Below are 21,004 nucleotides of genomic sequence, written 5' to 3' on the forward strand. Positions count from 1 at the left end.
TTGTATCTCTCCTTGATGTTCTATAATAGGTCTCGACTATACTAATACGGATAAGCGATAGAAAAGTTTCGTAAATGAGGAAAATTTTTCTTCGCAATTTGAAAAATCGAACAGTAAAGGGATGAGCTGTCCGTTATTTTATTATTAATAATGCTTATTAAACCTGAACGGGTAGCTGTTCGATCAATTGTAATAAGTCATGCTTAGAGCGAGGAACTGAAATATTTTCTTGCCATAATTTCTTTTTTTGTAGAGCCATGGTCATTTCAAAGACCCATGGTCGCTCAAGATGTGCCCGTTTTAGCAATTCTTCTTCATAGAACAGGGCGATAGGATCACCATGATAAATAATGTTTCCTGCCTCCATGACGATGATGTGATCCGCCCATTCATAGGCAAGGGAAATGTCGTGAGTAGCAGCGATAATCGTTCGTTCACAGTCTTCTAATTTGGCTAAGTACTGAAAAACCTGAGAAGCATAATAGCTATCAAGACCAGCCGTTGGTTCATCTAATAAAAGGACAGCCGGTTCCATCGCTAATACACCTGCCATTGCCACACGTTTTTTCTGTCCTACACTTAAGAAGTGAATCGGTTTATCAAGTAGCTCTGTTACTTCAGTTTGTGCCACAGCCCAGGCTATTTTTTCTTCAATTTTTTCCGTAGACCAACCTAAATTCAATGGACCATAGGCTATATCTTGCTTAACGGTTCCTGAAAAAAGCTGATTATCAGCATCTTGAAAGACAATTCCCACCTGTTGGCGAAGTGCTTTTAATGCTTTTCTACTATATTGAAGTTCGTTCCCATTAAATGAAATGGTTCCGGCTGTCGGTTTCAAAATGCCATTAAGATGTTGAAATAAAGTGGATTTTCCTGCTCCATTATGACCGAGTATAGCGATTTTTTTCCCTTTTGGAATGTCTAGTGAAATATCTGTCAAAGCCTTTGTTCCATCTGCATAGGTATAAGACAAATTAGTCAGTTGAAAATAATATGCTGTCATGAGAAGTATCCTCCATATACGATAAGGAATAAAAAAATAGCCATCATGCCGAGCCAGTTTTTTTTATTATAGACGGCCGTTTCGTGCCAATAAACCGTTTCACCGCCACGTGCCTGCATGGCATTGTTAAGCTCTCGACTACGCTGAAACATTTCAATAAACAACGCTGTAATCAGCATAGACATCGAACGTAACCATTGCATGGGTGAATGATGGCCAAGGCGGGCTTGCTGGGCTAAATGAATTTTTTGCATGCTTTCGAAAAAAATAAAAATAAAACGATAGGTGAGTTCTACTAACTCAACTAATAAAGGAGGGAGCCTCCATTGGCGAAGCACATAACAAATCTCTTGTACAGATGTTGTTAAAATTAAAAAATATAAGCAGCTTATACTGCCGAGTACGATAAAGAATAGCTGCTGTGCGGTAGCGATACTGGCTCTCCCAATAAAAATTGTCCAGCTCATATACGTAAATGATCCCATATGGGCTGGTAATACATGCGTTGCTGGCGCTATCGAAATTAGGATGGAGATGAGACTTGTGAATAAGAAAAATCCTGGTAGTAATAATAGCTTCGCATAGTATTTTAGTGGGATTGTCGCACCCCAAATGATAAAAGCACTCATTACAAAAAATGTAATGAGTGAAAGTCGTTCCTCTCTCATAATAAGCGTGAATAAAAGTAGTCCTAATGAAAATATCATTTTTTCTAGAGGATGAACGTACGCTAGCTTATTGAGATACGCATACTTATCAATGAGTAACATCATTCTTAACCTTCTTTATGCTTGCCACGCATATAGCCGATAAAGTAGCCGATAAAACCAGCACCAATAGCTGCTTGTAGCACGAATAATAAGCTTTCAATTTCACCACTGGGCGGTTCCCATAAACTATCAAACCATGGCTCATACTCTGCATTAATCTCTCCAATGGCAGCTTCGGCTTCACCATCAGCTCCGCCAAATTCTGCTCCCTTTTGGACGAAGAGCGGGATAATGGCCAATAGCACTACAATCGCTAATAGTAATAAATTTCGTTTCATATTAGTGCGCCTCCTTTGTAGAGAAAACACGTAAAGACTTTAATTCGCTAATATTATATTTTTTCATGAAGTTCATGACAATAACTGTTAATATCCCTTCACTCACAGCTAACGGGATTTGTGTTAAGGCAAAAATACTTGCGAACTTTGTAAATGAAGCCATAAAGCCACCGACTTCAGATGGGAAAGCAAGTGCTAATTGAATAGAAGTCACCACATATGTACCTAAATCCCCAAGCATAGCCGCAAAGAAAATAGCTAATGAAAACGATAACCCCATTTTTTGCGCCCCTTTAAATACAAAGTAGACGATAAACGGACCTACGATAGCCATCGAAAATGCATTAGCCCCTAATGTTGTGATTCCACCATGTGCTAAAAGTAAAGATTGAAATAATAAAACAATTGTCCCGATGACACTCATCGCTAACGGTCCAAATAAGACTGTTCCGAGACCTACCCCTGTTGGATGTGAACAGCTCCCTGTAACTGAAGGGATTTTTAAGGCTGATAGAACAAAGGCAAACGCACCAGACAGTCCCAGAATCATTTTTGTTTCTGGGTTTTCTTCGATTGTTTTACGAATAGAGCGCAATCCTAAAATAATAAATGGGACGGAGATTACCCACCAAAAAATAGCCCATTCGATTGGTAAAAAACCTTCCATGATATGCATGGCGAAGGCACGTTTTGGCACCATTAAAAAAGCCAATACAAAATAACTAAGTTTCCACCAAGACAGCTTCAATTTTCTTCCTCCAAACTATAAATAGATTTTTAGAATGTAGCGTGCGTAATAAAAAAAGCACTTTTCCGTTGTTGGAAAAGTGCATAGCTAAAAAAGCAAATAACATTCTCATCTGCTAAGCCGCACACCTATCCTCGTAGGATGAAACGATCACATATTTTCGGCAGGTCTCCTGGCTCTAGTTCAACACTTTATAGGTCTTCCCATCCATTGGACAGTGACATTTTCTATAAAGCTCCCTATTACAGTGGCGGGACCGCGCCGGACTTGAACCGGCTTCCCTTTTAAGTAAAATGACGAGCATTTTACACCAAAAATAGTAAGTTGTGAGATTTCACGACAAAGTGTACCACGAATTTCCATAAATATGCTATACTTTTTTATAAAAATTTTGAAATAGACTATCAATGTCGAAAATTCTGATTACTAAGGATTTTGAGAATAAAAGGGAACAACACCAATTTTAAATAACCAAAAACTCTCTGATAAAATTGATAAATTTGTCATGAATTTTTAAAGAAATATTGAAATTTTAAAATAATAAGATATGATTAAGACAGTTTTCTATTAAATATACAATTAAAAATTTCATATAAAACGTCGATAAGTGCTCGAAAAACTCGAGATAATAGGGAAATTGGTGAAAGTCCAATACAGCCCCCGCTACTGTAATAGCTGATGAAATCGCAATGCCACCTGTGCAAACTAGGGAAGGTGCGACAGTAAAATGAAGCTTAAGTCAGGAAACCTGCTTATCAGATTGTGCATGCAAACTTTTCGGAGGGAGAAGTTGAAGCAAAAGCGAGGATCTGTCTTTCAGTCTATTCGTTTTTATTTGGCTTCTACAAACCTTTACTCTTCGGGAGAGTAAAGGTTTTTCTTTTTCCAAAAGCAAAAGAGGGGAGACATAAAATGACAACGTGGAATTTAGAGGGGATGAAAACACATCTCTTTATTTGCAATGGCAGTAGCTGTATGAACAAGGATGGAGAAGAAATTACCCAAGCTATACGGGACGAAATACAGCGAAACGCACTAGATAAAGAAATACATACGACAAGAACACGCTGTAATGGACGATGTAAGGATGCTTGTGTGGTTATTGCTTACCCCCAGGGGAATTGGTACCGTGTACCATCAACGGAGCATGCTAGAACACTTGTACAGGATTTGCATCATGAATCCTTACATAACGATCATGTTTATACACTTCGGGAAGGGACATTGCAGCGAACAGCGCAAACGACAGCCATTAAAGGGATTGAAAAGGTGAAAGAGGGGTAAAAACATGGCGCAAAAAGGGAAAATTTTCGTAGTAGGCTTTGGACCTGGAGACTTTAAGCATATTACGACACGTGCAGTAGAGGCTTTACAACAAAGTGATATGATCATAGGCTATAAAACCTATGTTGAGCTGATTCAAGATTTAGTGAGTGCAAAATCTATTGTCAGTACAGGCATGACAGAAGAAGTGTCCCGTGCTCAGGAGGCAGTTCGTCAAGCAGAGGCAGGAAGTATAGTTTCGGTCATTTCGAGTGGAGATGCGGGCGTTTATGGTATGGCGGGATTAGTGTATGAAGTTTTAATTGAGCTAGGCTGGACAGAGGCAACTGGTATTGAAGTCGAGATTGTCCCGGGTATTTCAGCTATCAATTCATGTGCTAGTTTACTTGGTGCACCGATTATGCATGATGCTTGTACCATTAGTTTAAGTGACCACCTCACTCCGTGGAATTTAATTGCGAAGCGTGTGGAAGCTGCAGCAATGGCCGATTTTGTCATTGCTCTATACAATCCTAAAAGCGGTCGCCGTACAAGACAAATTGTCGAAGCACAGCGAATTCTTTTAGAATATCGTTCACCTGACACTCCAGTAGGGCTTGTGAAAAGTGCCTATCGAGAACGTCAAGAAGTGACGATGACCACATTGGCAGACATGTTGGAACATGATATCGGTATGCTGACAACCGTCATTATCGGAAACTCATCTACGTTTTTCTATGATAATAAAATGATTACGCCACGTGGCTACCAACGTAAATATACACTTGGCGAGGAAAAGCAGCCATTACGTCCACATCAACGTTTACGGGAAGAAAATGAGCCATGGGCGATGAATCAAGAGACAGGAACAGCACGCAATGACTTTGCGGCAGACCCCAATGCAGGGCGAATGAATAAACCCAGTGTAGCCGTTATGCCAAAGCCGAAAAAAACGGCACTTGAAATGGCTACAGCGGCACTTGCAATGGTAAAGGGAACAAATGCTATCAAGGTTACTCCAAAGCTTGTACAACAAAAAATAGAATCCATTTTTGAATTAGCAGTGAGCCCTGGAGTGGCCAATAAATTTTTTACACCACAGCAAATGATGACGTTAGCAGAGGTCGTAGGCGAAGATGGATCGATGGAATACACACCAGATCATCAAATCCATTTAAAAATACCTACAACTACGCCTGAACGCATCACTGAAAAATTACAGCAAGTAGGCTTTTTATTAGCACCAATTGGTGATGTATTGTCGTTGAAGGCTTGCGATTTTTGCTACGGTGAAAAAGCAGATTCCATACCATATGCGGAGGAAATTCAAGAAAAGCTTGGTGGTCTGTCTTTACCGAAAACATTAAATATTGGCTTTAATGGCTGTGGGATGGCTTGTTATCGAGCAGTATTTGACGATATTGGGATTGTCTATCGTAAAAGTAAATTTGATGTCTTTATTGGAGCGAAACCAGTCGGACGTACGGCTCATGCAGCACAGCCTGTTGTAGAAGGCTTGGAGCCTGAACAATTGATTCCTTTAATTACAGATATTATTGAAGAATATAAAGCCAATGCGCATCCAAACGAACGCTTATTTAAATACTTCAAGCGTGTGAAAAAGATATTGCATTTTACGTATCAAGATATGTCTTCCAAAATAAAAATAGAGCCAGCTCCGTGCGGCGACTAGTGAGGAGAAAAGAGATGAAAGCTATATTATTTGTTGGCCATGGTAGCCGTTTAGCAGCAGGAAATGATGAGGTACGTACATTTATCGAGCAAATGACATCTCGCATTGATGAACAATATCTAGTAGAAACATGTTTCCTAGAATTTGCTTCTCCTAACATTGAAGAAGGTATTACAAATTGTGTGAAAAAGGGTGCTACAGAGGTACATGTAATCCCGATTATATTACTTCATGCAGGTCATTCCAAGCTACATATCCCGGCAGAAATCGAGCATGCCCGTGAGCATTATCCGAATATCACATTCACATATGGTCAAACAATTGGCATTCATGAAGAAATATTTGCGATATTACAAGATCGTTTAGTTGAAATTGGATTTAATACAGAACAAGAACAGGAAGATACAGCCGTTTTATTAATTGCTCGAGGTGGCAGTGATCCTTATGCAAATGGGGACTTTTATAAAATCACACGATTGCTATGGGAAAAACTACCTGTTAAATACGTAGAAAGTGCCTTTATGGGTGTAACGGACCCACGTGTTGAAGAAGGCATTGAACGCTGCGTCAAACTAGGTGCTAAGAAAATAATCATGCTTCCTTACTTTTTATTCACTGGTATTTTAATGGAGCGTATGCATGTTATGTGTGAGAAATTCAATGAGCAATTTCCTGCATGTGAAATTCAAATTGCCAACTACTTTGGCTACCACGAACGTTTACAAAATGTTTTATTAGAGCGTATTGAGCAAGCGATGAATGGTACATCTACAGGTATGCAAGATCTTGAAGATTATCGTGCTTACGCTGCTATTCATGGACATGCACATCATCATCACCATCATGATCACGATCATGGACATGACCATCATGATCACGATCATGGACATGACCACCACCACGACCATGACCATCATCATCATGAAAAGGAGCCCGTTAAATGATTTTCATGTTAGCAGGGACGAGTGATGCAAGAAATCTGGGCCTTGAATTGCAAAGTACAGGTCATGCTGTAACTGCCACTGTTGTGACGGAATCGGCAGCCTCTAGTCTTGCTGACGTTGGCTTGCCTTCCTTAATAGGGAGACTAACAGCGGAAGAAATGGCGACTATTATAATGGAACAAGGCTTTCAATTGGTCGTAGATGCCTCTCATCCATTTGCTGAAGAGGCATCGAAAAATGCTATGGCAGCAGCTGAAAAAGCGCAAGTACCATATATCCGCTATGAACGTGCCCATGAGCATTATGCTCACCCACTTATTACAGTTGTAAAGGATTATGAAGAGGCGGCTCAGTTAGCAGCTGAAAAGCGTGGTGTCATTATGCTGACAACAGGCAGTAAAACGCTTGCTACATTTACGAAAGTTTTACAAGGCTTAGAAAACACAAGAGTCATTGCTCGTATGCTCCCACGACTTGACAATATGGAAAAATGTGAGGCGCTCGGTGTCGCACAGCGAGATATTGTAGCCATTCAAGGCCCATTTTCAAAGGAATTAAATGAAGCATTATTCCGTCAATATGGAGTGACCTTAATGATCACTAAAGAAAGCGGCAAAGTGGGCTCGGTAGACGAGAAGCTAGAGGCAGCCCTTGCCTGTTCTATAGAAACAATTCTTATTGCAAGACCCAATATTAAATATGGCCAACAATATTCCACTTTTGAAGAAGTGTTACAGGCTGTAAAACATACACTTTAGGAGGCAATAACAATGGATTTTAAAACTGATTTCAAACCATTAACAGTAGACCCAGATAAAATTTACGATTACAGTTTCTCAATTATCGCAGAAGAAATGGGGGAGCATAACTTTTCAGAGGATGAATGGAAGGTTGTGCGCCGTATTATCCATGCATCTGCTGACTTTGAGCTAGGTCGTAGCGTTATTATTACACCAGGAGCACTTGAAGCAGGTGTTAAGTCTATTCTGGCAGGGCGTCATGTAATTGCGGATGTGCAAATGATTGAAAGTGGTTCTGGTAAAAAACGTTTCCAAAAACATGGTGGCGATTTACATTGCTATATTGCGGATGAGGATGTATCTGTAGAAGCGAAAAAGCAAAATACAACGCGTGCCATTATATCGATGCAAAAAGCCTCAAAATTACATGAAGGCGGTATTTATGCTATTGGTAATGCCCCAACTGCATTACTAGAATTGATTCGTTTAATTAAGGAAGGCTTAGCAAAACCAGATTTAATTATTGGTATGCCTGTAGGTTTCGTGTCTGCGGCTGAATCGAAAGAGGAGTTGCTAAAACTTGAAGGTATTCCGTACATTACAAATGTTGGTCGTAAAGGCGGTAGTACAGTGACGGTTGCCGCATTAAATGCCATTTCACTTTTAGCGGATGAACAGGCGAAAAAATAATGGAGCGGAAGCCAAAAAAGGATCCTAAGGACATGCGTCACGGTTATACAACAGGAGCCTGTGCAACGGCAGTAACAAAGGCAGCTTTACTTGCCCTTATTACAAATGAAGAGCAAGAAACAAGCACGATTCATTTGCCAATAGGTAGGGATGCGACCTTTACTATTGAAAAATGCCTATTTGAAAACAATGCCGTCAGCTGTGAAACGATTAAAGATGCTGGTGATGACCCAGATGCCACACATCAGGCACTCATCGTCGGTACTGTGAGCTGGGCAGAGATACCTGGTATTCATTTAGATGGAGGGATTGGAGTCGGGCGTGTCACAAAGCCCGGCTTACCAGTGCCTGTTGGAGAGGCGGCCATTAATCCTGTCCCACGGAAAATGATTCACAGCACTGTTCAAGGTGTATTGGATGAATTTCAAATTACGCGAGGGGTTAACGTAGTGATTTCCGTACCTAGGGGCGAGGAGATTGCAAAAAAAACGTTAAATGGTCGTCTTGGTATACTTGGAGGCATCTCTATTTTAGGCACAAGGGGAACCGTCGTGCCTTTTTCAAGTTCTGCGTATATGGCTAGTATTGTACAGGCCATTAGCGTCGCTAAAGAGGCTGGCTGTGAGCATTTAGTAGTGACAACAGGTGGTCGCAGTGAAAAATTTGCGATGAAACAATACCCCCATTTACCTGAAGAAGCTTTTGTGGAAATGGGTGATTTTGTTGGCTTTACTTTAAAGCATTGTAAGCGACTCGGTATTAAACAAGTGTCCCTTGTTGGGATGATGGGGAAATTTTCAAAGGTGGCACAAGGGGTAATGATGGTGCATTCCAAAAGTGCTCCGATTGATTTTAACTTTTTAGCACAACTTGCCGAAGATGTAGGGGCAGATGCAGACATAATAGCCGAAATACGAGAGGCCAACACAGCGTCGCAAGTAGGTGAAATTATGATGGAAAAAGGATATGAATCATTTTTCCATCGTTTGTGTGAGGCCTGCTGCTATTCCTCCATTCATCATATAAAGGGCGGTTTAACGCTTTCCACATCGATTTATTCGATGCAGGGACAATTATTAGGAAGGGCTGATGACATTGCATCGATCGATGAAATTAATTGGAATCGGGGATAACGGATTAGCAAGCTTATTACCACAATACCACCAGTGGATTGAAGACTGTGAGGTACTTGTCGGTGGTGAGCGCGTGCTTGATTTTTTTCCACATTTTACAGGGGAAAAAATCAAGATCAAAGGAGGTCTTTCAGCACTTGTTGAGAGATTGTCAGAGGAAACAAGAGATACGATTATTCTCGCATCAGGAGATCCATTATTTTACGGCGTTGGCGGCTATTTAGCGAAAAAGCTAGATTTGGAGGTTTATCCATACATGAGCTCCATACAACTAGCCTTCGCGAAAATGGGAGAAAGCTGGCAGGATGCTTATGTCACAAGTATTCATGGACGACCTATGAAAGGCTTGGCACAGCGCATCGATGGGAACAAGAAAATAGCTCTATTAACAGATGCTGAAAATAGCCCAAATGCGCTCGCACGTTATTTAAAGCATTTTGGAATGACCGAATATCGAGCATTTGTAGCCGAAAATCTACAGGGTGAAGGTGAAAAATATGGTTGGTATTCGTTAGATGAAATGGAGACCACACATTTTTCCCCTCTCAACGTAGTTATTTTACAACAAACCTTTGAACCAAAACGCTACAAGCTCGGTATTGATGATGAAGAATTTTCTCAACGAAAGCCAGATAAAGGACTCATTACCAAAAAGGAAATTCGTGTTTTAAGCTTACAGGCGATGCAACTTCAAAAGGATAGTGTTATTTGGGATATTGGCACATGTACAGGATCTATGGCCATTGAAGCAGGTAAGCTTGCACCTGAGGGGCAAGTATACGCCGTTGAAAAAAATGCACCTGATTTAGAAAACTGTCTACACAATCAGCAAAAATTCCGTGTGGATCTAACAGCCATTCATAGTAAAGCTCCAGAGGGACTCGAACATTTCCCAGACCCTGATGCCATTTTTATCGGTGGGACTGGTGGTGAAATGGTCGAATTACTACAATTGTGCTGTAACCGCTTAAAACCAAATGGTCGCATTGTTTTAAATGCAGCGACAATTGAAAATTTATATAAAGCAGTGGAAGCGTTTAAGGCTTGTGATTTTGCGGTTGATATTTTACAGGCACAGCTTGCGCGTAGCAAACCGATTTTAGATATGACACGCTTTGTGCCATTAAATCCAATATATATTATTTCGGCTTATCGAAAGGAAGAAAATCATGACTAATTTAGGTGTTTTATATGGCTTGGGCGTTGGTCCTGGCGATCCAGAATTAATTACAGTGAAGGCGTTTCGTGTGATTCAAGAGTCACCTGTTATTGCTTATCCCAAAAAGCTGAGAGGCAGTAAGAGCTATGCCCATCGTATTGTAGACGTTTATATTAATCCAGAGGAAAAAGATATGCTTGGTCTTGTATTTCCTATGACGAAGGATGAAGCTGTCCTTGAGCGTGAATGGACAAAGTCAGTCGAGCTTGTATATGAAAAATTACAGGAGGGCAAGGATGTGGCCTTCGTTACAGAAGGTGATCCGTTATTATATAGTACGTTTATCCATATGATGAAGTTAATGCAGGACATGCATCCAGATGTAGAAATTCGTACGGTTCCGGGGATATCTTCATTTAATGGCTCCGCTTCTCGCCTGGGCATTGCATTAGCTGATGGTGATGATCGTGTGGCGATCATTCCTGCCTATGATGATTATGCGGCAATGCGAGAAGCGATTGAAAGTCATGATGCTGTAGTCTTTATTAAAGTAGCAAAAGTAATTGATTTAATGCTACAGGTACTACGTGATTTAGATTTACTGGATCAAGCATCTGTTGTGACAAAGGTAACATCTGACGAAGAAGTCATTTGGGATGTACGCGAGTTGGATGGTGTCGATTTAGAATATTTAACATTAATGGTGGTGCGTAAATAATGAAAAAAATCTATATAGTCGGCGCTGGTCCTGGTGATCCAGATTTAATTACAGTAAAAGGCTTACATATGTTACAGACAGCAGATGTAGTGATGTATACAGATTCATTAGTGAGTGAAGATCTCATTGCGAAAGCTAGACCAGATGCGGAAATTATTCGAACAGCTGGGATGCATTTAGAGGAAATGGTCGCTGTGATGGCTGATCGGGTCCATGCGGGGAAAATAGTAGCTCGCATGCATACAGGTGATCCGGCTATGTATGGAGCGATTATGGAACAAGTAGCACTCTTAAAAAAGCAAGGCATTGGCTACGAAGTTATTCCAGGGGTTAGCTCTGTTTTTGCATCAGCAGCGGCAATTGGGGCTGAGCTAACGATTCCTGATTTAACACAAACTTTAATTTTAACTCGTGCTGAAGGGCGTACCCCTGTACCCGAATTTGAAAAATTACGTGATTTAGCAAGCCATCATTGTACAATTGCTCTATTCTTAAGTGCGACGCTCACAAAGAAAATTGTCAAGGAACTTCAAAGTGCTGGTTGGGCTGATGACACACCCGTAGCAGTTATTCAACGTGCTTCTTGGCCAGATCAAAAAATTGTTCGTACAACATTAATCGAATTAGATGAAGCGATGCGTGTGAATGGAATTCGTAAGCATGCGATGATTCTAGCAGGCTGGGCGCTAGATCCTAATATTCATGATAAGGATCAATATCGCTCGAAATTATATGATGCAACCTTTACACACGGCTTCAGAAAAGGTGTGAAGACAAGTGATTGAGTTACAAGAGGGGATATTACCAGAAGTTGATCAGCGCAATCCATATGCTGTTGTAGCGATTACAAAGCACGGTGTTCAAATAGGACGACGACTCCAACAAACGTTTGCAGCAAGTGATTTGTATTATATGAGTAAATTTGAACAGGGTGATGAGGAGGAAAAGCATATTCAACTGTTTACCGGAACAGTGCGTTTGCTTTTGCCAACTCTATTTAAACAATACAAAGGTTTGATTTTAATTATTTCTTTAGGAGCAGTTGTACGAATGATTGCCCCCATTTTAAAGGATAAAAAGACTGATCCAGGTGTTGTAGTTATTGATGATCGAGGCGAAAACGTAATAAGTGTCTTGTCAGGACATCTTGGAGGTGCCAATGAACTAACGCATGAGGTAGCGGCAGCTCTTGGTGCCAACCCTATTATTACAACAGCTTCCGATGTGCAAAAGACTATTCCTGTCGATTTATTTGGTGCACGCTTTGGCTGGGTTTGGGATAGTGCCGATAAATTAACGCCTGTCAGTGCTTCTGTCGTCAATGAGGAACATGTGGCTATTGTACAGGAAACTGGTGAACGGGATTGGTGGATGCGTGATACACCAATGCCAGAGCAAATTAAAATTTATCCATCTACACAGACGGCCATAGAGGCTAAGCCTCATGCAACATTGTTAATAACGGACCGTATAATCGAACGAGAAGAAGAAGTTTTGCTTGAAAATGGTGTCATTTATCGACCAAAATCAATTGTCTTAGGCATGGGCTGTAATCGTGGTACATCTATTGAGGAGATTGAACAAGTCATTGATGAAACCCTGGCAGAGCTTAATCTTTCGAAAAAAAGTGTGAAGGCACTTTGTACAATTGATTTGAAGAAAGATGAGCAATGCTTCCTCGATATTACAAAAAAATATGATTGGGAGTTCGTTACCTATTCACCATCAGAATTAAATGAAATTGAGTTTCCATCACCTTCGGAAACAGTCTTTAAATATACAGGGGCATACGGTGTCAGTGAACCTGCGGCAATGCGTTATGCTCAGGCCAAATCACTTATCTTAGAAAAGAAAAAATCAGGTAATGCTACGATTTCAGTTGCTAGATACCAATTTTAAGGAGGAAGTCCATGCAAACCAATCGCTTTGTATTAGCCGGGACAGGCAGTGGGGTAGGCAAAACTACTTTTACCATTGGACTGATGAAGGCTTTACAAAATAAAGGGAAAGTCGTGCAGGGCTTTAAATGCGGACCTGATTATATCGATCCAACCTATCATACGGCCGTAACAGGTAGAATATCACGCAATATTGATAGTTGGATGTTCTCGCATGAAGCAGTATGTGATATTGTAGCACGCGCTAGTGAGGATGCGGATGTATCTATTATTGAGGGGGTGATGGGCTTTTATGATGGCAAAAGTCCATTATCAGATGCTGGCTCTGCCGCAGATATCAGTGTAGTGACAGAGAGTCCTGTTATTTTAATCGTTAATTGTGCAAGTATGGCTAGAAGTGTTGCGGCAGTTGTCAAAGGATTTCAATTATTATCAGATAAACCAAATATCGTTGGTGTGATAGCCAATCAGGTGGGTAGTGTGGGTCATTATGAAATTGCTAAGGCTGCTATTGAACAAGAATGTGGTATTCCTGTAATCGGCTACTTAAAGCGCGAGGAAGGGATTGATATTCCAAGTCGTCATTTAGGACTAGTCCCTGCTATTGAAAGAGGAGAGCTGCATTCATTTTTTGACAAGCTAGGAGAACTAATGGCCAAGACCATTGACTTAGAGCAATTACTCCGTATCACTAAGGCCCCTGTACTTCAGGAATCAGGCAAATTATTTACAGAGGAGCCTACACAAAATATTTGTCTCGCTGTAGCAAAAGATGTGGCATTTAATTTTTATTATGAAGAAAATTTGGCGTTATTACGGGCGAAAGGTGCGACATTACAATTTTTCTCACCACTTGCCAATGAGCCAGTACCAAGTGAGGCTGATGGCTTATATATAGGGGGTGGCTTTCCTGAAGAGTTTGCACAGACACTTGCTGCAAATACGATTGCCAAACAATCTATACGTGCAGCCATAAACAAAGGTCTACCGACATTGGCTGAATGTGGGGGCTTCATGTATTTAACAGAAGCTATTACAGATAGCCATGGAGAGCGTTATGACATGATAGGTGTAATCCCAGGGGAGGTAGCTATGCAAACAAAGCTAGCAGCACTTGGCTATCGTGAAATTTTTGGTACAGCAGGTAATTTCTTAATCGGTTCAGAGGAACAGGCAAAGGGACATGAATTCCACTATTCCAAATATAATGGCTCCCATCACACACCGGCCTACGAAACGATTGGTCGCTTTGGCAAAAAACAAGAAGGCTATCAAGTAGGGAATTTGGTGGCTGGTTATACGCATTTTCATTTTGTATCAAACCCAAAGCTAGTTGACAATTGGTTAACAGCTTGCAAGAAGGTGAAGAATGATGACTAATTATTTTCCTATTCATATTAATCTAGAATATAAAACAGTTGTAATCGTAGGCGGTGGTCACGTAGCCACACAAAAGGTGGCATCCCTTTTACCAGCGAAGGCGAATATCGTCATCGTTAGTCCGACCTTACATGAAGATTTACAGCCACTAGTCGAGTGGGGGCAAATTACTTGGAAACGAAAAGAGTTTGAACCACGTGATTTGGATGATGCAATCCTTATTATTGCTGCCACAAATGTGACGACTGTTAACGAAGCCGTGCAAGAGGCGGCACAGCATTGGCAATTAATGAATCGAACAGATAGACAAAGTGAAAGTGATTTTATTACTCCCGCGACAGTTCGTCGTGGTCCTTTAGTGTTAACTGTCTCGACATCGGGAGCAAGTCCTGGGCTAGCACGAAAAATTAAAGCAGATTTAGAGGATCAATTTGATGATGCCTATGAAGATTACGTATGCTTTTTGCAGCAAGCTCGTTTAATGATTGTTGCCAAGTTTGATAAAGGCCCACAAAGACGTGAGGCATTACAGGCCTTGCTAGAGCCAAACATCCTAGAATGGACACGTCAAGGTGAGATGGATAGACGTGAAGCTTATTTACAACAACTATTGATGGGAGCAAAGCAATGAAGGATGGAATAGTTTATATCGTTGGCGCAGGACCTGGAGATCCAAAGCTCATTACGGTTTATGGTCTGGAATGTATTCAAAAGGCTGATATTATTGCATATGACCGTCTTGTGAATCCAGCATTGCTAGACTTCGCGAAAAAGGATGCGGAACTCGTTTATTGTGGGAAATTACCAGGAAAGCACCACCTAATTCAAGATGAAATTAATGCATTACTTGTGGAGAAGGCGCAGCAGGGAAAAATTGTTACACGTCTTAAAGGTGGCGATCCATTCGTCTTTGGTCGTGGTGCAGAAGAGGCTGAAATCTTAAAAAATCATGGCATTTCCTATGAAATTGTGCCGGGTATAACTGCAGGTATTGCGGCTCCAGCTTATGCTGGGATTCCTGTGACACATAGAGACTTTGCCACAAGCTTTGCCCTCGTGACTGGACATGGCCGAGAAGAAAAAGGCCAGGATTTTTTGAATTGGCCAGCATTAGCAACGGGCATTGATACTGTCGCTTTTTATATGAGCGTTGGCAATATTGCCTATATAGCTCGAAAATTAATCGAGAATGGGCGTAAAGCCACAACGCCAGTAGCGGTTATTGAATGGGGAACAACTGCTCAACAACGAACTATAACAGGGCAACTAGATGAAATTGCGAACATTATTGAACGTGAAGGGTATCATAATCCTTCCATGATTGTAGTTGGCGATGTCGTCAATGTACGTGAAAAAATACAATGGTTTGAAGAGCAGGGACTTGCTTTTTCATAATCATCTCATAAGAGAGCAGAAGGAGGAAGCAACATGACAGTCATCGAAGCACTAAAAAAGCGTCGAGCTATTCGAAATTACACAGCACAACCAGTAGAAAAAGAGAAAATTGAGCAAATCTTAGAGGCTGCTACATTTGCCCCTAATGACAGAATGAGAGAGCCTTGGCATTTCTACATCATTCAAGGTGAAGCTATGGATCGTTATGAGGAAATGGCAAGCGCTTATTTACAAGAACGCTTTCCGACAAAGCCGAATTTAGTGGAAAGCTCATTAAAGGTTGTACAAACAACCCCCGTCGCTATTGTTGTAACAGCAGATGTGGTGGAAGGGGATACCGATGCGACAGAGGACAACGTTTTTGCTGTATGTAGCGCCATTATGTCAATGTGGTTAACAGCAGAGGAGCTAGGTCTTGGCTTTGTTTGGCGTACACGTGGTGTTGGTCTTGTACATGATTCACGCATGCATTCGTTTATCGGTGCAAGTGAAGCACAGAAAGTGGTAGGGACAATTTTTATTGGCTACCCACAAGTGCAGGAGTTCACCGACAAGAAGCGTACGCCATTTGAAGAAAAGACAACTTGGCTATAAGGAGGCTAACAGCATGGCAAGAAAAGGCTTGTTTTTAGTGTATACAGGCGAAGGAAAGGGCAAAACGACAGCATCCCTAGGTGTTACATTACGTGCGATCGGTCGTGGGTTAAATGTGCGCTATATGCAATTTATTAAATCACCTGAGCGTACGTATGGAGAGCAAATTGCCCTGCGTAAGCTTGGTGTGGAAATGGAACAAATGGGCATTGGCTTCACTTGGACCAAAACACCTGAGGAGCATCGTGTAGCCTTAGCAAAGGCTTGGAAAAAAACGAAGGCAGCTCTACAAGATGACAGCATTGATTTATTAGTGCTAGATGAGCTAAATAATGCATTGGCTATAAGTAAGTTTCCAATTGATGATGTTCTACCACTGGCAGAAGTCATAGAAGCAATTCAGCAACGTCCTTCGACCATGCATCTAGTGGTGACTGGACGCAGTGCCAACCCCGCGTTGCTAGCAATGGCGGATTTAGTTTCTACGATTGATGCTACTAAGCATTATTATGATGAAGGTATTCCAGCTGTGAAGGGGCTTGAATTTTAATATACCTTTACCTTTAGGGTGGAGGATTTACTCCTGAGCTAGGTAACGCATGATGGATAGGAGAGAAAACCTAACGAAAGAAAGGCAAATATCTGTGTCTCGTGGAACAGCGTGACACCTATAATGACGGAGGATAATTGATTATGCCAGCAAAATCAATCATGATTCAAGGAACAGCTTCCGATGTTGGAAAAAGTATGATTTGTACGGCGTTGTGTCGTATATTTTCAGATGATGGCTTTAAAGTTGTCCCCTTTAAATCGCAAAATATGGCGCTTAATTCATTTGTAACAAAAGATGGCGGAGAAATTGGTCGAGCACAAGGAGTACAGGCTGAAGCTGCCCGTGTTGTTGCGACGACTGATATGAACCCTATTTTGCTGAAGCCAAAGCAAGATATGATGTCTGAGGTCATTGTCCACGGGAAGCATTTTTTAAATATGGATGCCAAAACATATCGCAATAATTTTGTACATGAAGCCATGCCCATTGTGGAAAAATCAGTTCGTTCGCTTCAAAATACATATGATGTCATTGTCTTAGAGGGGGCAGGAAGCCCAGCAGAGATTAACTTAAAGGATCGTGATATTGCTAATATGCGAATGGCTCATTTAGCAGATGCAGCGGTTGTCCTTGTTGCCGACATTGATCGTGGTGGGGTTTTTGCCTCGATTGTTGGTACACTGGCATTGCTAGATGAAGCGGAGCGAGCACGAGTGAAAGGGTTAATCATCAATAAATTTAGAGGCATGCGTGAATTATTGGATGATGGTTTGGCATGGGTGGAGCAAGAAACAGGCATTCCCGTACTAGGTGTTGTGCCTTATTTAGAGGTCAATATTGAAGCGGAGGACTCGCTCGCTTTATCATCATTACGCTTTAAAAAGCCAAAACCAGGGGAATTTGCTGTCGATGTGGCGATGATTCGTTTACCCCGTATTTCAAACTTCACAGATGTTGATCCATTTTTTGATGAGCCTGAAGTGGGAGTTCGATTAATTGGAAAAGTTCATGAACTCGGTACGCCAGATTTGCTGATTCTCCCAGGAACGAAAAGTACCATCGATGATTTAGCCTGGTTAAAGGCTCAAGGCTTCGATCAAGCCATTGCCCGATTAAGGGAGCATGGCACCAAAATTATTGGAATATGTGGTGGTTTTCAAATGCTTGGTGAGACGCTATTAGATCCAGATGCAGTGGAGGGAAATGGTGAATCTGCTGATGGTCTTGGCTTATTGCCGATGGAAACTACTTTCGTAGGCAATAAAAAAACGGTTCAAATGACTGGCACAAGAGGACAGGATACTTTGACAGGCTATGAAATTCATCTAGGGCGAACAAAAATTTTACGTGAAGAAGTTACACCGTTTTTACTGCTTGAAGATGGTCGTGAAGATGGGGCTGTTAGTCAAGACGAACAGGTAATTGGTACGTATTTCCATGGTTTATTTCATAATCGTACCTATACTCGTCAGCTTACCAATGACATCCGTATGAAAAAAGGTTTAGCTGCTTTACCACGTGAAGTAAAAAGTGATGCTGAACGAAGAGAAGATGCCTATAACATGTTAGCTAGTCATGTACGAGCAAATCTTGATATGAAAAAAATATATGAATTATTATCTATAGAGGTATCTGTATGACAAGAAAAGGACCATTAGCCATTAATTTTGAAGCATTATGGCAAGAAGGTATGAAAGACTGGCAAGGGCATATGCCTGAGCGTATGGTGAATGATCAGCTAGAGGAGCAATTTTGGGCTCAATCTGTGGCACGGAAAAATATGGGGCAAACGGATCCATATGCTGCACGTATTTTTCAGGAGCTTCAAAAAAGTATTGACCCCCAACATTCTGTATTAGAAATTGGTCCTGGCTGGGGCAATTACACGTTTCCTTTAGCAGATAGAGTAGACAAGCTCACATGTGTGGATAGCTCTGAAAGTATGCTACAGTATTTACAGCAGTGCATGCCTCATCAGAAGCACGTTTCATATGTACATGCAAAATGGGAACGTTTAGAAAAAGATGATATAGAGCCCCATGATATCGTCTTAGGCGTGAATTGTTTTTACCGTATGTATGAAATTAAAGCTGCTTTAGGGCATATGAATCGACTGGCGACGAAACGTGCCATCATAGGGATGACGACAGGGCCTATTCAGCCACACTATGAACGACTATATGAAAAGTATGGCTATACAATTAAATTCCCTCGAAGAGATTATATTGAGTTTTTAAATCTACTGTACGAAATGGATATTTACGCTGATTGCCAAATCATCCCTTTAGAACGCGTATATACTTATGAAAGCTATGAGCAGCTAGTGACGGCACAAAGTAAAAAAATATTAAATACAGATGTCCTACAAGCACATATTGAGGAATCTCTGGAGCCTTTTATTGAAGAAAAAGATGGACGCTATTACTATCGTCATGATTTTCATGCAGCTCTTGTTTCTTGGCAACCAAAATAAACGACAAAACCTTTGGATAAAGCTTTTACCAAAGGTTTTTCTTATGAGACTCAATAAGGTACAATAAAACGATAAAACATGAATTGAGGTGGCATTTGTGCAGCTACATTTTTTAGGAACAGGCGCAGGCATGCCTTCCAAAGAACGAAATACGAGTGCCCTGATGGTGAAGCTATTAGACGAAATAAGCGAAATGTGGCTTTTTGATTGTGGAGAGGCGACTCAACATCAAATTTTACACACCTCGCTAAAGCCCCGGAAGGTATCCAAAATTTTTATAACGCATCTTCATGGTGATCATATTTTCGGATTGCCGGGCTTTTTAAGCTCTCGTTCATTTCAAGGAGGAGATGAACCTCTAACGATTTTTGGTCCAGTCGGCTTACAGCAATGGATTGAACAAACTTTTGCTTTATCAAAGACTCATTTAACATATCCCTTGCACTTTGTAGAGGTTCAGGAAGGGATTGTATACGAGGATGCCTGTTTTACGGTTTATGCGAAGGAATTGCGTCATGTTGTTCCATGCTATGGATATCGTATTGAACAAAAGGATTTACCTGGTGAATTATTAATTGAAAAAGCCAAGGATTTAGGTGTTCCCAAGGGTCCTCTTTTAGGACAATTAAAAAGAGGGCATGATGTCGTACTTGAAAATGGTGATGTCATTCAAGCGAAAGATGTTGTAGCTTCAGCCAAAAAAGGCTTTACACTAACTATTTTAGGCGACACGAAATATTGTGAGGAGGCTGTTCAGCTATCAATGGGTGCTGATATCATTGTACATGAAGCAACCTTTGACGGCACAACAACGGATTTAGCAGCCAATTATGGTCATGCAACTAATGTGGAGGCAGCCAAGGTTGCACAGCAAGCAGGAGCACAATATTTACTATTAAATCATTTAAGTGCTCGTTTTCTTCCACAAGATTTACCTCCATTTTTGGCAGAGGCTCAGGAAACTTTCCCGCAAACATTTCTAACTGCCGATCAAGCTATTTATACTTGGCAAAATAATACATTACTTTAATACTGAAAAACATCTATTAATTGGAATGACAGCTAATAGATGTTTTTTGTATTGATGCTATATATTTATAGCGTCTAAAAGGAAAAATATAGTACGATCAATCACTTATTTCCCGTATAATTGAAAAAAGGGGTGTGGTTAAAATGAATCAGCAAAAGATGCCGCCAGCACTATTACGACTAATCGTGATCTTTCCAAATGTGCTGAGCTATTTATTACTATTCGGTCTCATCATGTTTGTCATAACAAATTATGAAACGTTAAAAGCAACAAATAATCTAACAGTCTGGATCATTTTTATTGTCGTTTTAGCACCAGCTGCTACATATACGACTTTTAGTATTGTGAGAAAGATTAGGGCTGGACATATGTAAGAGCTTATGCGTGTTACTTGTAGAAAATTAGTTCTACAGGTAATGCGTTTTTTTTTTGACAAGGAGAAGAAAATCATCTGTATTTTTGTTAGTATCATAGGAGTTTGTCTTGTCTTTCTTATTAGAAAACAAGAACGTTTCATAGCACTAGCTTTCAGTGACGCA

Annotated in this window: 23 protein-coding genes and 2 riboswitches; of the genes, 19 read left to right on the forward strand and 4 right to left on the reverse strand. The window is 40.8% G+C overall.

Features of this window, described 5'->3' with window-relative positions; all coding sequences use genetic code 11:
* Positions 1 to 157 precede the first annotated feature (157 nt).
* Genes ACOZBY_RS08525 through ACOZBY_RS08540 form a run of 4 tightly spaced genes read right to left on the reverse strand, consistent with a single transcriptional unit; the run spans position 158 to position 2,802 of the window.
* The gene (locus ACOZBY_RS08525) at positions 158 to 1,006 is read right to left on the reverse strand and encodes an energy-coupling factor ABC transporter ATP-binding protein (protein ID WP_422762011.1); all 849 of its coding nucleotides are present in this window, start codon (positions 1,004 to 1,006) and stop codon (positions 158 to 160) included.
* Positions 1,003 to 1,779, reverse strand: coding sequence for a cobalt ECF transporter T component CbiQ (gene cbiQ / locus ACOZBY_RS08530; protein WP_422762013.1), 777 nt, complete (start codon positions 1,777 to 1,779; stop codon positions 1,003 to 1,005). The genes ACOZBY_RS08525 and cbiQ overlap by 4 nt, the downstream gene beginning before the upstream one ends.
* Before the next feature lie 2 nt (positions 1,780 to 1,781).
* Positions 1,782 to 2,054, reverse strand: a complete 273-nt coding sequence (locus tag ACOZBY_RS08535; RefSeq protein WP_008178258.1) for an energy-coupling factor ABC transporter substrate-binding protein — start codon at positions 2,052 to 2,054, stop codon at positions 1,782 to 1,784.
* 1 nt (position 2,055) lies between these two features.
* Positions 2,056 to 2,802, reverse strand: coding sequence for an energy-coupling factor ABC transporter permease (locus ACOZBY_RS08540; RefSeq protein WP_422762015.1), 747 nt, complete (start codon positions 2,800 to 2,802; stop codon positions 2,056 to 2,058).
* Between the two features lie 145 nt (positions 2,803 to 2,947).
* A riboswitch (cobalamin riboswitch) is annotated at positions 2,948 to 3,132 on the reverse strand.
* A gap of 258 nt (positions 3,133 to 3,390) precedes the next feature.
* A riboswitch (cobalamin riboswitch) is annotated at positions 3,391 to 3,572 on the forward strand.
* A gap of 142 nt (positions 3,573 to 3,714) precedes the next feature.
* Between ACOZBY_RS08540 and ACOZBY_RS08545 the strand changes: the two genes are divergently transcribed.
* From ACOZBY_RS08545 to ACOZBY_RS08635, 19 genes are all read left to right on the forward strand, one after another.
* Positions 3,715 to 4,086 (forward strand): (2Fe-2S) ferredoxin domain-containing protein, encoded by a 372-nt coding sequence (locus ACOZBY_RS08545; RefSeq protein WP_031417481.1) that lies wholly within the window; start codon positions 3,715 to 3,717, stop codon positions 4,084 to 4,086.
* Between the two features lie 4 nt (positions 4,087 to 4,090).
* Complete coding sequence (cobJ, locus tag ACOZBY_RS08550; RefSeq protein WP_198694964.1) at positions 4,091 to 5,758, forward strand: precorrin-3B C(17)-methyltransferase; 1,668 nt, start codon at positions 4,091 to 4,093, stop codon at positions 5,756 to 5,758.
* A 14-nt stretch (positions 5,759 to 5,772) separates the two neighbouring features.
* The gene (locus ACOZBY_RS08555) at positions 5,773 to 6,702 is read left to right on the forward strand and encodes a sirohydrochlorin chelatase (RefSeq protein ID WP_422762018.1); all 930 of its coding nucleotides are present in this window, start codon (positions 5,773 to 5,775) and stop codon (positions 6,700 to 6,702) included.
* Positions 6,699 to 7,460, forward strand: a complete 762-nt coding sequence (gene cobK / locus ACOZBY_RS08560) for a precorrin-6A reductase (protein WP_031417486.1) — start codon at positions 6,699 to 6,701, stop codon at positions 7,458 to 7,460. Before ACOZBY_RS08555 ends, cobK begins: the two co-directional genes overlap by 4 nt.
* A 12-nt stretch (positions 7,461 to 7,472) precedes the next feature.
* Complete coding sequence (locus tag ACOZBY_RS08565; RefSeq protein ID WP_012294996.1) at positions 7,473 to 8,132, forward strand: precorrin-8X methylmutase; 660 nt, start codon at positions 7,473 to 7,475, stop codon at positions 8,130 to 8,132.
* A complete protein-coding gene (locus ACOZBY_RS08570) occupies positions 8,132 to 9,265 on the forward strand; it encodes a cobalt-precorrin-5B (C(1))-methyltransferase (RefSeq protein WP_012294995.1) in 1,134 nt (377 codons plus the stop codon). Before ACOZBY_RS08565 ends, ACOZBY_RS08570 begins: the two co-directional genes overlap by 1 nt.
* Positions 9,222 to 10,442 carry a bifunctional cobalt-precorrin-7 (C(5))-methyltransferase/cobalt-precorrin-6B (C(15))-methyltransferase gene (locus ACOZBY_RS08575; RefSeq protein ID WP_036164072.1) on the forward strand — a complete coding sequence of 407 codons (1,221 nt, stop codon included), beginning with the start codon at positions 9,222 to 9,224 and terminating at the stop codon, positions 10,440 to 10,442. Before ACOZBY_RS08570 ends, ACOZBY_RS08575 begins: the two co-directional genes overlap by 44 nt.
* Positions 10,435 to 11,142, forward strand: coding sequence for a precorrin-2 C(20)-methyltransferase (cobI, locus tag ACOZBY_RS08580; protein WP_012294994.1), 708 nt, complete (start codon positions 10,435 to 10,437; stop codon positions 11,140 to 11,142). Before ACOZBY_RS08575 ends, cobI begins: the two co-directional genes overlap by 8 nt.
* Entirely contained in the window at positions 11,142 to 11,927 is a 786-nt protein-coding gene (gene cobM / locus ACOZBY_RS08585; protein ID WP_012294993.1) for a precorrin-4 C(11)-methyltransferase, read from the forward strand. The genes cobI and cobM overlap by 1 nt, the downstream gene beginning before the upstream one ends.
* Complete coding sequence (locus ACOZBY_RS08590) at positions 11,920 to 13,041, forward strand: cobalt-precorrin 5A hydrolase (RefSeq protein WP_012294992.1); 1,122 nt, start codon at positions 11,920 to 11,922, stop codon at positions 13,039 to 13,041. Before cobM ends, ACOZBY_RS08590 begins: the two co-directional genes overlap by 8 nt.
* Positions 13,042 to 13,052: 11 nt before the next feature.
* The gene (locus ACOZBY_RS08595; RefSeq protein WP_036164068.1) at positions 13,053 to 14,420 is read left to right on the forward strand and encodes a cobyrinate a,c-diamide synthase; all 1,368 of its coding nucleotides are present in this window, start codon (positions 13,053 to 13,055) and stop codon (positions 14,418 to 14,420) included.
* Positions 14,413 to 15,051 carry a precorrin-2 dehydrogenase/sirohydrochlorin ferrochelatase family protein gene (locus tag ACOZBY_RS08600; protein ID WP_012294990.1) on the forward strand — a complete coding sequence of 213 codons (639 nt, stop codon included), beginning with the start codon at positions 14,413 to 14,415 and terminating at the stop codon, positions 15,049 to 15,051. The genes ACOZBY_RS08595 and ACOZBY_RS08600 overlap by 8 nt, the downstream gene beginning before the upstream one ends.
* Positions 15,048 to 15,815: a uroporphyrinogen-III C-methyltransferase gene (gene cobA / locus ACOZBY_RS08605; RefSeq protein ID WP_031417498.1), complete on the forward strand. Its 768-nt coding sequence runs from the start codon at positions 15,048 to 15,050 to the stop codon at positions 15,813 to 15,815. Before ACOZBY_RS08600 ends, cobA begins: the two co-directional genes overlap by 4 nt.
* A gap of 33 nt (positions 15,816 to 15,848) precedes the next feature.
* Positions 15,849 to 16,409 (forward strand): nitroreductase family protein, encoded by a 561-nt coding sequence (locus ACOZBY_RS08610; protein ID WP_012294987.1) that lies wholly within the window; start codon positions 15,849 to 15,851, stop codon positions 16,407 to 16,409.
* A gap of 13 nt (positions 16,410 to 16,422) precedes the next feature.
* Positions 16,423 to 16,959, forward strand: coding sequence for a cob(I)yrinic acid a,c-diamide adenosyltransferase (locus tag ACOZBY_RS08615; RefSeq protein ID WP_012294986.1), 537 nt, complete (start codon positions 16,423 to 16,425; stop codon positions 16,957 to 16,959).
* A 143-nt stretch (positions 16,960 to 17,102) separates the two neighbouring features.
* The gene (locus tag ACOZBY_RS08620) at positions 17,103 to 18,602 is read left to right on the forward strand and encodes a cobyric acid synthase (protein ID WP_422762023.1); all 1,500 of its coding nucleotides are present in this window, start codon (positions 17,103 to 17,105) and stop codon (positions 18,600 to 18,602) included.
* Positions 18,599 to 19,435, forward strand: coding sequence for a class I SAM-dependent methyltransferase (locus ACOZBY_RS08625; protein ID WP_012294984.1), 837 nt, complete (start codon positions 18,599 to 18,601; stop codon positions 19,433 to 19,435). Before ACOZBY_RS08620 ends, ACOZBY_RS08625 begins: the two co-directional genes overlap by 4 nt.
* 97 nt (positions 19,436 to 19,532) lie before the next feature.
* On the forward strand, positions 19,533 to 20,465 hold the full coding sequence (gene rnz / locus ACOZBY_RS08630) for a ribonuclease Z (protein ID WP_031417506.1): 933 nt from the start codon (positions 19,533 to 19,535) through the stop codon (positions 20,463 to 20,465).
* A gap of 143 nt (positions 20,466 to 20,608) precedes the next feature.
* Entirely contained in the window at positions 20,609 to 20,839 is a 231-nt protein-coding gene (locus ACOZBY_RS08635) for a hypothetical protein (RefSeq protein WP_008178293.1), read from the forward strand.
* Positions 20,840 to 21,004 lie beyond the last annotated feature (165 nt).

This window comes from Lysinibacillus sp. NPDC056220 (assembly GCF_049315265.1).
GTDB classification, from domain to species: domain Bacteria; phylum Bacillota; class Bacilli; order Bacillales_A; family Planococcaceae; genus Lysinibacillus; species Lysinibacillus pinottii.